We start from the raw sequence: 12,505 nt of genomic DNA, 5'->3' as shown, positions 1-12,505 counted from the left end.
GTCGGTCAGGCGTATTCGACCCGGTACGGCATGTCGAAGAAATGTTCTTCCAGATTGCAGCCCTCGCCGCCGCGATCGACGACGACGAAATCGGATACTCCGTTGAGCGGCGTCAGGATGCCGTGCCAGACATTGCGGGCGATGTTGACGCCCTGGCCGGGCGCGGTCTCGAAGGCGATCGGCTCGCCCGGCCTGCCGTTCTCATCCGGGGCGACGACGACGAGGAATGAGTTCTCCGTCAGCGGCACGAAGGCCTGACTGCCGAGCGGATGGCGCTCCACCAACTTGAGCGGCAGCGGAATTTCATAAGGTTCGCCGCGCAGCAGGCTGATCAGGGCGCGCGCCGCAGGGCCTGTCGTCTCGACCGTTGCGAGATCGTGGTAACGAATGCATTTGCCGGCATTGATGGCGAAGCTTTTTGCCTCGTCGAGTTCGATCACGTCGCCGAAGGGGGCGAATTCGGCCCGCGACAGGGGCCGGATCGGCAGGGATTTCATCGCATTTCCTCCCGTCTGTTGTTGTTTATCCCGGCTGTGCTCACTGGATCAGCATCGCCCGGAAATCGTTGACGTTGGTGCCGGTCGGCCCCGGTTTGAAGATGTCGCCGAGCGCATCGAAGGCCGCCCAGCTATCGTTGCGCTGAAGCAGCGCCGCCGCGTCGATCCGCCGCCCAAGTAGGCGGGCGATCGTGGTGTCGTCGGCGAAGGCGCCGGCATTGTCTTCCGAACCGTCGATGCCGTCGGTGTCGGCGGCGAGCGCGGAGATGCCGCCGACGCCGTCGATGCCGAGGGCGAGCGATAGCAGGAACTCGCTGTTGCGGCCGCCCCTGCCGGCGCCGTTCACCGTCACGGTGGTTTCGCCGCCGGAAAGCACGACGACTGGCTTGTTGAAGGGACGGCTGCGGGTCGCGACCTCGCGCGCGATTGCCGCATGGACCATCCCGACATCGCGCGCCTCGCCCTCGACGGAATCCGAAAGGATGATCGCCTCGACGCCGACCGCCCGCGCCTCGGCCGCAGCAGCCTCCAGCGAGACGCCGGCCGATGCGATCAGCCGAACTTGATTTTGGGCAAAACGTGGATCGTCGGACCTCGGCGCATCCGCCGCCTCGCTCGCCATCCAGGCGAGGACGCTTTCGGGCAGTGCCAGGCGATGGCGCTCGACGAGCTTCAAGGCGTCGGCGCGCGTACTGTCGTCGGCAAGCGTTGGACCGGAGGCGACCAATGCGGGATCGTCGCCGGGGATGTCGGAAACGACGAGCGACACGACCCGCGCCGGGTAGGCTGCGACGGCCAGTCGCCCGCCCTTGATGGTCGAGACGTGCTTGCGCACGGCATTCATCGCCCGGATCGGCGCACCGGAAGCAAGCAGCGCGCGGTTGACGGCGATCTCGTCCTCGAGCGAAAGCCCTGCCGGCGGCGACGGGAGCAGCGCCGAACCGCCGCCGCAGATCAGCGCCACAACCAGATCATCCGGCGTCAGGCCGCTGACCTCGGCGAGCAGACGTTTCGAGGCCTGTAGTCCGCTCTCATCCGGCAAGGGATGCGAGGCTTCGAGCACATCAATGTGCCTGCAAGGAACGCCGAAGCCGTAGCGCGTCACGACGGCGCCGCTGAGCGGCCCCGGCCACAGCGCCTCGAAGGCCTGCGCCATTTGCGCGGCACCCTTGCCGGCGCCGATGACGACGGTGCGGCCCTTCGGCCGTTCCGGAAGATTGGCGGCAAGGACGCGCATCGGATCGGCAGCGGCGACCGCCGAGGTGAACAACGACTCCAGGAATTGACGCGGATCGGCAATGGCGGCCATTTTCCCTCCCATTCGGAAAATCCCGGGCGGCGGCTCCTCCTTCCGCCGCCCGGATGCATGATTGCCGTAGTGGATGGGGACGCCCGCCCGGTCGACCATGCACATCTAAGATCACGATGCTTTTGGGTCGAGCGACCGAAAAGCATAAACGCTGATCGACTCTAAAGATTAGAGCGGGATGCGGGCGGAAAACCGCACACACTTTTCCTCATCCCGCTCTAGGTGCGTCAGGCGACCTCGTGGTTCGCCATGCGCTCGAGCGCCCGGACCAGACCGGAATGGTCGAGCCCGCTGTCGCCATTGGCGGCGCAGTTGTTGAAGAGCTCCTGCGTCGCCGCCGTATTCGGCAGCGAGATGCCGAGGCTCTTCGCCCCCTGCAGGGCCAGGTTCAGATCCTTCTGGTGCAGCGAGATGCGGAAGCCCGGTTCGAAAGTCCGCTTGATCATCCGGTCGCCGTGAACCTCTAGGATGCGCGAGGAGGCAAAGCCGCCCATCAGCGCCTCGCGGACGCGGGCCGGATCGGCGCCCGCCTTCGAGGCGAAGACCAGCGCTTCGGATACCGCCTCGATCGTCAGCGCGACGATGATCTGGTTGGCAACCTTGGTGACCTGACCGTCGCCGCAATCGCCGACGAGCGTGATGTTCTTGCCCATCAGCTTGAAGAGGGGCAAGGCGCGCTCGAAGGATTCCGGCGTGCCGCCGACCATGATGCTCAGCGTGGCGTTCTTCGCCCCGACCTCGCCGCCGGAAACCGGCGCGTCAAGGTATTCGGCCCCCGTTTCGCGGATCTTCCTGGCGAATTCCTTCGTCTCGATCGGCGAGATCGAGCTCATGTCGATGACCAGCTTGCCCTTGCCGAGACCCAGAGAGACGCCGTTCTCGCCGAAGAGAACGTCCTTCACTTCCGGCGTGTCCGGCAGCATCAGGATGATCGTGTCGACGGTCTCGGCGAGTGCCTTCGGCGTCTCGACGAACCGCAGACCATGATCAAGGAGCTCCTGGCGCGGCGGAATGGCGAATTTCGAGGTGACGACGGTGTGACCCGCATCCTGCAGGTGGCGCGCCATCGGCGTGCCCATGATACCCAGTCCGATAAAACCGATAGTTGCCATTGTGCTTAGCTCCTGATCTTGATGATGTCTGCAGATTGGTTGCGCGCGCACTCAGTGCCGAGCCAGCCGAGGCCCTCCGCCGTCGTCGTGCGTGGCTTGTATTCGCAACCGATCCAGCCCCCGTAGCCGGCGGCCTCCAGCGCGTCGAAGACGAAGGGGTAGTTGATCTCGCCGGTGCCCGGTTCGTTGCGGCCGGGGTTGTCGGCGAGCTGGACGTGGGCGATGCGGTCGGAATAGCGCTTGTAAGTACCGATCAGTTCGCCCTCGGTACGCTGCTGGTGGTAGAGATCGTACTGGACGAACAGGTTGTCGCTGCCGACCTCTTCGATGATCGAAGCCGCCTCACCGACAGTGTTGAGATAGAAGCTCGGAATGTCGAAGCGGTTGATCGGCTCGATCAACAGGCGGATGCCGTGCTTGCCGAGCTCCGTCGCCGCGAGCTTCAGATTGCCGACGAGCGTGGTGCGCAGCGTGCTATCCGGCACACCGTCGGGTGCGATGCCGACGAGGCAGTTGACCTGATTGCAGTCGAGCGCAGTCGCATAGTCGATGGCGCTCGCGACACCCCGGCGGAATTCATCGACCCGGTCCGGCAGGATGGCGATGCCGCGCTCGCCGCGCGACCAATCGCCGGCCGGCAGGTTATGGAGAACCTGGGTGAGGCCGTTGCGCTCGAGGGCCGTGCGCAGGGCCATTTTTTCGAACTCGTATGGAAAGAGATATTCCACGCCTTCGAAGCCGGCCTTCGCGGCGAGCGCAAAACGGTCGAGGAACGGCGCCTCGTTGAACAGCATGGTCAGGTTTGCCGCAAATCTCGGCATGCGGTTACTCCTCTTGCAAGGTGAGGGTGCGGGCGGAAAGACGCTCTTTCCATCCCGCGCTCTGGATGGTTTTCAATCGAGCAGGGCGGCGATCGCGGTCGGCGCGTCCTCGCCGCGCGCGGCAAGCTCCTCGAACTCGACGACCGCGTTGATGTCGGCGCCCATGGCGATGTTGGTGACGCGCTCGAGGATGAATTCGATGACGACCGGCACCTGGTGTTCCTCCATCAGGGCCTGCGCCCGTCCGAAGGCGTCGGCGAACTCGTTGGGGCTCTTGACCCGGATCGCCTTGCAGCCGAGGCCTTCGGCGACCGCCACGTGGTCCACGCCATAGCCCTTCTCCGCATCGCCGCTCGCATTGATGTTGTCGAAGGCGAGGCTCACCTCGAAATCCATGTCGAAGCCGCGTTGGGCCTGGCGGATCAGTCCGAGGTAAGAATTGTTGACGACGACATGCAGGTAAGGGAGCTTGTGCTGCGCCCCGACGGCGAGCTCCTCGATCAGGAACTGAAAGTCGTAGTCGCCGGAAAGCGCGACGATCGGCCGGTTGGGATCGGCAGCACGCACACCGAGCGCTGCCGGCAGGGTCCAGCCGAGCGGACCCGCCTGGCCGCAGTTGATCCAGTTGCGCGGCCTGTAGACGTGCAGGAACTGCGCGCCGGCGATCTGGCTGAGGCCGATGGTCGAGACGAAGCAGGTGTCGCGGCCGAAGGCCTTGTTCATCTCTTCATAGACGCGCTGCGGTTTCAGCGGCGTCTGGTCGAAATGGGTCTTGCGCAGCATCGTGCGCTTGCGCTCGCGGCACTCCTCGGCCCAGGCCGACCAGTCGCGCAGCTTGCCGTCAGTCTTCCATTCGGTCGCGACGTCGAGGAAGAGCTTGAGGGCTGCCCCCGCATCCGAAACGATACCGAAGTCCGGCGCGAAAACGCGGCCGATCTGGGTCGGTTCGATATCGACATGGATGAACTTGCGACCTTCCGTATAGGTCGGGACGTTGCCGGTGTGGCGGTTGGCCCAGCGGTTGCCGATGCCGAAGACGAAATCGGAGGCAAGTAGCGTCGCGTTGCCGTAGCGATGCGAGGTCTGCAGGCCGCACATGCCGGCCATCAGCGGATGGTCGTCCGGAATGGTGCCCCAGCCCATCAGGGTCGGAATGACCGGGACGCCGGTGATCTCGGCGAATTCGGTGAGGAGATCCGAGGCGTCCGCATTGATGATGCCGCCGCCGGCGACGATCAGCGGCCGCTCCGCCGCGTTCAGCATGGCGAGCGCCTTTTCGGCCTGGGCGCGGGTCGCGGCCGGCTTGTAGGGCGCCAGCGGCTCATAGGTCTCAGGATCGAACTCGATTTCGGCAAGCTGGACGTCGACCGGCAGGTCGATGAGGACCGGGCCGGGGCGGCCCGAGCGCATCAGATGGAACGCCTTCTGGAAAACGAACGGGACCAGTGCCGGCTCCATGACCGTGACCGCCCATTTCGTGACCGGCCCGGCGATCGCTGCGATGTCGACGGCCTGGAAATCCTCCTTGTCGAGACGGGCGCGCGGCGCCTGGCCGGTGATGCAGAGGATCGGGATCGAATCCGCCGAGGCCGAGTAGAGGCCGGTAATCATGTCGGTGCCGGCCGGGCCTGACGTGCCGATGCAGACGCCGATATTGCCGTGCTTCGCCCGGGTATAGCCCTCCGCCATGTGCGAGGCGCCTTCGACGTGGCGGGCAAGAATATGGCGGATCGATCCGCGCGCCTGGAGCGCCGAATAGAGCGGATTGATCGCCGCACCCGGAACGCCGAAGGCGCAATCGATCCCCTCCTTTTCCAGAACATGAACCGCTGCATCGACAGCGCGCATCTTGGCCATGGGAACTCCTCCTGTTTGATGGAAACATAATCCATAATTTCATATCGTCAACACAAAAATGGAATTAATTGCCATTATATGGAAATTGGCATCAGGCGCTCCTGCACGCCGGCACTGGTCAAAACCGTGCGTCGCCGCTATTGGCTAAGGAAAGAGTCGTGACGGAGTATTCGGCGGTGGCGGTCGTATCGGAGCAGACGAAAGGCAAGCGGGGCCGGAAGGCAGGCCCCAATTCGACGCCTTCCTCCGTTCAGGTGCTGGACCGCAGCCTGGCGCTTTTCAGCCTCGTGGCAGATCGCGACGGTTCGACGCTGACCGATCTGGCCGACGAGACGGGGCTGGCGCCATCGACGATCCACCGCCTGCTGACCTCGCTATCGAGCCACGGCATGGTCGCGCATGATCCAGATACCGGCGAGTGGACGATTGGAGTGCGGGCCTTCGAGATCGGCAACGCCTTCCTGCGGTTCCGCAAACTCGGCACGATCAGCCGGCCCTTCCTGAAACGGCTGATGGAGGAAAGCGGCGAGACCGCCAATATCGGCATCGAAGACGACGGCGACGTCGTGTTCATCTCGCAGGTCGAAAGCCATGCGCCGATGCGTGCCTTTTTCCGCCCGGGACGGCGTGGCCCTAGCCACGCCTCTGGCATCGGCAAGGCGATCCTCTCCACCTGGTCGGATACCGAGATCGCCAAGACGCTCAGCGGCAAGACGCTGACCCATTTCACCGACCGCACGCTCAAGACACTGCCGGCGCTGATCAGGAACATCCAGGAGATCCGCAATCGCGGCTGGTCGATCGACGACGAGGAACACACGCTCGGCATGCGCTGCATCGCCGCGCCGCTGTTCAACGAGTATGGTGAGGCGATCGGCGGCATTTCGATCTCGGGACCGTCGGTCCGCATCGACGACGACAGGCTCGAGACGCTCGGCTCTCTCGTTCGCCGGACCGCGGACGAATTGACCCGCGCCATCGGCGGCCACCGGCCGGGAGAGAGCTGAGGCGCCGCCCTAGCCGAACATCGCCGCAGTTTCCTCGAGGAAGCTCGCGACCACGGGGCCGTGGTTCGGCCGGCTGAGAACATAGACATCCGCTTCCGGCGCGGGATCCGCAAGCGGACGATAGACGACACCGGGACGCGAAAGATTCCGGATGCATTCGGGAACGAGCGCCACGCCGAGACCGGCGGAGACGAGGCTGGTCAGCGAATAGGATTCCACCACTTCGTTGGTGATGTTCGGCACGAAGCCTGCAGCGACGCAGCAGTCGTGCAGATAGCGGGCGAAGCGCGAATCCGCCAGTCGGAGAAAGACGAAGCTTTCCTGCCGCAGCGCGCCGAGCTCGACCGTTTCATGGCGGGCGAGCGGATGATGCGCCGGCAGGGCGACGCCAACCTTTTCCTGCCAGGCAACCTTGGCGACGAGTTCGGCATTGTAGCGGGGCTTGCGCACGAAGCTGAGGTCGGTGCGATGCGACAGCAGCGCCAGTTCCTGCGCCTGCGGATCCATTTCATGAATGCGGACGAAGACGCCCGGCCGACGATCCCGGAATCTCGCGATCAAGGTCGACAGCTGCCCGAGCAGGACCGAGCCGGTCGTGCCGATATTGAGCATGCCCACCTGGCCGGATCCGATGGCGCGCGCCTGATGCGTGGCATGTTCCACCTGCCCGAGGATCATCCGCGCCTGCTCGAGAAAACTGACGCCGGCCTCGGTGAGTTCGACATGCCGGCTCGAACGCTCGAAGAGACGTGTGCCGACCTCTTCCTCCAGATCCTTGATCTGCTGGCTCAAGGGCGGCTGCGAGATATTCAAGCTCTTTGCCGCCGCCGTGAAACTCGCCGCCTCGGCGACGGCGAGAAAATAGCGCAGATGCCGTAGCTCCATCGCGACCTCCACATTCACCATGTCGATATGATATATGTATTGATCCAATCAAACAATATATTGGACATATCACACTCCTTCTGTTCCCATCGCCAGGGATGGACCGGGCGTCGCACGAGGAGGGTGCACGTCGTTAGAAGCGGTCCAAGTCCACGAGCAGGCGGCGGCAGCGGGCCGCGCATCGGCTTGAGCACAAGCCATTGCCTGCCGCAGCGCCAGGCTCACAGCGTTTTCTGGGAGGAACAAATGTCCAAGTTTAGCAGGTCCTTGTTCGGACAAGTCATCATCGCGCTCGTCCTCGGTATCCTTGTCGGCGTTGTCTGGCCGCAGTTTGCGGCACAGCTGAAGCCGCTGGGGGACGGCTTCATCAAGCTGATCAAGATGGTGATCGCGCCGCTGGTATTCGGCGTGGTCGTGCACGGCATCGTCGGTGCCGGGGACCTGAGAAAGGTCGGACGGGTCGGCCTCAAGTCGCTCATCTATTTCGAGGCCGTGACGACGCTGGCGCTCGCGCTGGGACTGATCGCCGCCTACGTCTTCGGCCCCGGCCACGGGATGAATGTCGATCCGGCAACACTCGATGCAAGCGCCTTGGGCGCCTACACCGAAAAGGTTTCCCAGGTCACCGGCACGGTCGACTTCCTGATGCGCATCATCCCGACGACGGTCGTCGACGCCTTCGCCAAGGGTGACATCCTGCAGGTGCTGCTGTTCGCTGTCCTGTTCGGATCGGGCCTTGCCCTTGTCGGCGAACGCGGCAGGCAGGTCGCCGAGCTGATCGATCAGACGACGCAGGTGCTTTTCAAGGTGATCGGCTTCATCGTCCGGCTCGCTCCGATCGGCGTCTTCGGCGCGATTGCCTATACGGTCGGAAAATACGGCATCGGCTCGCTGCAGCAGCTCGGCTACTTGGTCGTCCTGCTCTATGCGACGATCGCCCTTTTCGTGTTTGGCGTTCTCGGGCTGATCATGAGGATTGCCGGCTTCAGCATCTTCAAGTTCCTTGGATATTTGCGCGAGGAGTTGATGATCGTCCTGGCCACGGCCTCATCCGACAGCGTTCTGCCGCAGGTCATGCGCAAGCTCGAACGGCTCGGAATCAAGGATTCGACGGTCGGCCTGGTCGTTCCGACCGGCTATTCGTTCAACCTCGACGCTTTCTCGATCTATCTGACGCTCGCGGCCGTGTTCATCGCCCAGGCGACCAATACGCCGCTCGCGCCGGGCGACCTGTTGCTGATCCTCGGCGTGGCGCTGCTGACCTCGAAGGGCGCGCACGGCATTCCGGGATCCGCCATCGTCGTGCTGGCGGCAACGCTTTCGGCCATTCCGGTCATTCCGGCCATCGGCCTTGTCCTAGTCCTCTCGGTCGACTGGTTCGTTGGCATTGCCCGAGCACTCGGAAACCTGATAGGCAATTGCGTGGCCGCAGTGGTCATCGCCGCCTGGGAGGGCGATATCGATCGCGAACAGGCGCACCGAGTTCTCGATGGCGACGAGGCTGCAAGCCCCAAACCCGCACCTGTATTCCAAACTTCCGCGGCCAGCGATGTCGTCCCTAGCACGGCCATCGCTCACCCCATCAACGGCCGTTAGTCCGGTTCGAACAGACACTTCAACAGGTAACAAAAAATGCAGAGCAACTATTATTTCCCCCAAGGCGGCCACCCGCCGCAATCGAACCTGCTGACGGATCGGGCGGTGTTCACCGAGGCCTACGCGGTCATTCCCAAAGGCGTGATGCGCGACATTGTCACTAGCTACCTGCCGCACTGGACGAACACGCGCCTCTGGGTGCTCTCGAGGCCGCTATCAGGCTTCGCCGAGACTTTTTCGCAATACATCATGGAGGTAGGACCCTCGGGAGGAAGCGATCGGCCCGAGAGCGACCCCCGCGCGGAAGCCGTGCTGTTCGTGGTCGACGGGGACTTCCGCCTGACCATCGGCGGTGAAACCCATCAGATGCAGCCCGGCGGCTACGCCTTCATCCCGCCCGGCGCCGAATGGAGCCTGCGCAATGACGGCTCCACGCCGACCCGGTTCCACTGGTTCCGCAAGGCCTACGAAAGGGTGGATGGAATCCCCCTCCCCGAACCGATTGTCACCAACGAACGCGAGATCACGCCAACGCCGATGCCGGATACGGACGGGCGCTGGGCGACGACCCGCTTCGTCGATCCTTCGGACATGCGCCACGACATGCATGTGACGATCGTCACCTTCGAGCCCGGCGGCGTCATTCCCTTCATGGAAACCCATGTGATGGAGCACGGCCTCTACGTTCTCGAGGGCAAGGCGGTCTACCGCCTCAACGCCGACTGGGTCGAGGTCGAAGCCGGTGACTATATGTGGCTCAGGGCCTTCTGCCCGCAGGCCTGCTATGCCGGCGGACCGGGCAAGTTCCGCTATCTGCTCTACAAGGACGTCAACCGCCACATGGCCCTCGGCGTTCCGGGCCGGTTCGCCTGAGACGGAGCCCATCGAGCCGGAACGCTTCTCGCATCAACCGATATTGCGGGTTTTATGGATAGGCCATAGCTTGCTCGTATGGCGACGACGAAGCTTGAGGCCTACCGCAAGAAACGGGATTTTTCGAAGACGCCGGAGCCGGTCGGCAGCCCCGCCGGCGGCGGCAACCGTTTCGTCGTGCACAAGCATCATGCGACCGCGGACCACTATGACCTGAGACTTGAGGTCGGCGGCGTGCTGAAGAGCTGGGCCGTGCCCAAGGGCCCGTCGCTCAACCCGGCCGACAAGCGCCTGGCGGTCGAGACCGAAGATCATCCGATCGAATATATCGATTTCGAGGGCGTCATCCCCGAGGGCGAATATGGCGCCGGCCCGATGATCGTCTGGGACGCCGGCGTCTGGGCGCCGATGGACGAGTCGAGGAGAGCCTGGGCAAGGGCGCCTTCAAGTTTCGCCTCGCCGGCGAAAAGCTCAAGGGCGGCTGGATGCTGACCCGGCTGAAGCCGCGGCCTGGCGAAGAGGACCATCGCCACTGGCTTCTCTTCAAGGAACGCGACCCGGCCGCCGACCTCTCCACCGACATTCTCGCCGCCCGGCCGGAAAGCGTCAAATCCGGCCGGCGGATCGAGGAGCTCGTCGACAGGCCGAAGCCAGCGGCCAAGGCGGTAAAACTTAAACCGGCCGCCCTTCCTGGCGCGACGAAGGCGACGACGCCGACACGCATAGAGCCTCAGCTTGCCACGCCGACGGCGATTCCACCGGGCAGCGCCCCCGGGCGCGAAGTCTGGCTGCATGAGATCAAGTTCGACGGCTACCGCACCATGGCGCATCTATCCGGCGGCGAGGTGGGGCTCATCACCCGCGGCGGCCTCGACTGGACGAGGCGCTACGGCGACTTGCCGGAAGCCTTCCGGCGCCTGCCGTGCCGCGATGCTGTCATTGACGGCGAGATCGTCGTGCTCGACGAGGAAGGCATCAGCCGTTTTTCGCTCCTCCAGGAAGCGCTTTCCGCCGGCGCCGGCAACAGGCTGGTCTTCTATGCCTTCGATCTTCTCCATCTCGACGGCTGGAGCCTCACGACTGTTCCGCTCGAGAAACGCAAGGCGCTGCTCAAGCAATTGCTGGCGGCGCAATTGTCGAGCCGGTCCGCCATCCAGTTCAGCGATCACGTCGTCGGCGACGGTCGCGCCTTTTACGAACATGCCTCGGAATTGGGGCTCGAAGGGATAATTTCCAAACGTGCCTCGGCCCCTTATCAGAGCGGGCGTTCCAAGACATGGACCAAGACCAAGGCGCTGAAGGCGGAAGATTTCGTGATCGCCGGCTATACATTGTCCGAGGCCGCAGAAGGTCTTGCCGCGCTGGCGCTCGGCGAGTGGATCGACGGCGAGCTGCAATATCGCGGCAAGGTCGGAACCGGCTTCGACGCCGAAACGCTGAAACAGTTGCGGGCGCGACTGGAGCCGCTCAGGGAGGGAGCGGCGAAGCTCGAGGGGGCGCCGAAGGAGATCATCTGGGTCCGGCCGGTCCTGAGGGCGCGTATTCACTACGGCAACCGAACGACCGACAATATCCTCCGCCATGCGGTGTTCCAGGGGCTGCGCGACGTCGACCTCTCGACGCCGACTTCGCCGCAGCGAAAGCGGCTGATCTCCGACGCCGACCTCGCCGGCATCTCGATCACCAATCCGACCCGCCGGCTGTTCGGCAAGTCCGGGCCGACCAAGCTCGATCTCGCCCTCTATTACGCCATGGTCGGCGACTTCATGCTGCCGCATATCCTCGGTCGCCCGGTTTCGCTCGTCCGCTGCCCGACGGGAAAGTTCGAGGATTGCTTCTTCCAGCGCCATCCCTTTACCGGCATGCCGCCTTCGGTGAGAGGTTTCGACGCGATGAGCTCCGAAGGCGAGGCGAAACGCTATCTTTCGGTCGAGGATGCCAAAGGCTACCTGGCGCTGGCGCAATTCGGCGTCGTCGAATTCCACTCCTGGGGCTCGACGCGGGCGCAGCTCGAGAAACCCGATCGCGTCGTCTTCGACCTCGACCCCGGGGAGGGCATCGGCTGGCGCGAAGTAGTCGAAGCGGCAATTCACATCAAGGCCGAGCTCGAGGCGCTCGGCCTCCTCCCCTTCGTCAAGACATCGGGCGGCAAGGGCGTCCATGTGGTCGTGCCGATCCGGCCGAAGCGCGACTGGAAGAAGGTCCACAAGTCGACCGGCGACATTGCTTCCCATCTGGCGACGACGGCTCCCGAGAGCTTCGTCACCACGATGGGCAAGGGCAAGCGCGTCAAGCGCATCTTCATCGACTTCCACCGCAACGCCCGCGGCCACACCGCCGCGGCGCCCTATTCGCTGCGCGCCCGCACGAATCTGCCGGCCTCTACGCCTTTAAGCTGGGCCGATCTCGAGACTATCGACGCTCCCGAGGATTTAAATTATTCTTCGTTACCTGGCCTCTTGGCCACGTCCGGCGATCCCTGGGCCGAAATCGACGACTGTGCACGGGATTTGCCTATGCTTTCCAATGCGGAGAAGTAACCGGGTAG

At 64.0% G+C, this 12,505-nt stretch carries 9 protein-coding genes and 1 pseudogene; 4 read left to right on the top strand and 6 right to left on the bottom strand.

Annotation, left to right across the window (positions count from 1 at the left end; translation table 11 throughout):
* Positions 1-5: 5 nt before the first annotated feature.
* From N181_RS18830 to gcl, 5 genes are all read right to left on the bottom strand, one after another.
* The gene (locus N181_RS18830; RefSeq protein WP_060563656.1) at positions 6-497 is read right to left on the bottom strand and encodes an ureidoglycolate lyase; all 492 of its coding nucleotides are present in this window, start codon (positions 495-497) and stop codon (positions 6-8) included.
* 40 nt (positions 498-537) lie between these two features.
* Positions 538-1,806 (bottom strand): glycerate kinase type-2 family protein, encoded by a 1,269-nt coding sequence (locus tag N181_RS18825; protein WP_037428540.1) that lies wholly within the window; start codon positions 1,804-1,806, stop codon positions 538-540.
* Between the two features lie 227 nt (positions 1,807-2,033).
* A complete protein-coding gene (gene glxR / locus N181_RS18820) occupies positions 2,034-2,918 on the bottom strand; it encodes a 2-hydroxy-3-oxopropionate reductase (protein WP_037428539.1) in 885 nt (294 codons plus the stop codon).
* Between the two features lie 5 nt (positions 2,919-2,923).
* Positions 2,924-3,739 (bottom strand): hydroxypyruvate isomerase, encoded by an 816-nt coding sequence (hyi, locus tag N181_RS18815; protein ID WP_037428536.1) that lies wholly within the window; start codon positions 3,737-3,739, stop codon positions 2,924-2,926.
* Positions 3,740-3,811: 72 nt separating this feature from the next.
* Positions 3,812-5,596: a glyoxylate carboligase gene (gene gcl / locus N181_RS18810; RefSeq protein ID WP_037428534.1), complete on the bottom strand. Its 1,785-nt coding sequence runs from the start codon at positions 5,594-5,596 to the stop codon at positions 3,812-3,814.
* Positions 5,597-5,754: 158 nt separating this feature from the next.
* On the opposite strand from gcl, the gene N181_RS18805 reads away from it, so the two are divergent.
* Complete coding sequence (locus tag N181_RS18805) at positions 5,755-6,603, top strand: IclR family transcriptional regulator (protein WP_234885873.1); 849 nt, start codon at positions 5,755-5,757, stop codon at positions 6,601-6,603.
* Positions 6,604-6,612: 9 nt separating this feature from the next.
* Here the strand turns inward: N181_RS18805 and N181_RS18800 are convergent, their stop codons facing one another.
* Positions 6,613-7,488 carry a LysR substrate-binding domain-containing protein gene (locus tag N181_RS18800; protein ID WP_037428545.1) on the bottom strand — a complete coding sequence of 292 codons (876 nt, stop codon included), beginning with the start codon at positions 7,486-7,488 and terminating at the stop codon, positions 6,613-6,615.
* A gap of 246 nt (positions 7,489-7,734) precedes the next feature.
* Here N181_RS18800 and N181_RS18795 point away from each other — a divergent pair, with 246 nt between their 5' ends.
* From N181_RS18795 to ligD, 3 genes and pseudogenes are all read left to right on the top strand, one after another.
* Complete coding sequence (locus N181_RS18795; RefSeq protein ID WP_037428522.1) at positions 7,735-9,084, top strand: C4-dicarboxylate transporter DctA; 1,350 nt, start codon at positions 7,735-7,737, stop codon at positions 9,082-9,084.
* Between the two features lie 36 nt (positions 9,085-9,120).
* Positions 9,121-9,957 (top strand): bifunctional allantoicase/(S)-ureidoglycine aminohydrolase, encoded by an 837-nt coding sequence (locus N181_RS18790; protein ID WP_037392210.1) that lies wholly within the window; start codon positions 9,121-9,123, stop codon positions 9,955-9,957.
* 78 nt (positions 9,958-10,035) lie between these two features.
* Positions 10,036-12,497: pseudogene (gene ligD / locus N181_RS18785) on the top strand (DNA ligase D).
* The last annotated feature ends 8 nt before the right edge of the window (positions 12,498-12,505 follow it).

The organism is Sinorhizobium fredii USDA 205, from assembly GCF_001461695.1.
Taxonomy (GTDB): domain Bacteria; phylum Pseudomonadota; class Alphaproteobacteria; order Rhizobiales; family Rhizobiaceae; genus Sinorhizobium; species Sinorhizobium fredii.
This window is presented reverse-complemented; position numbering and strand designations above follow the sequence as displayed.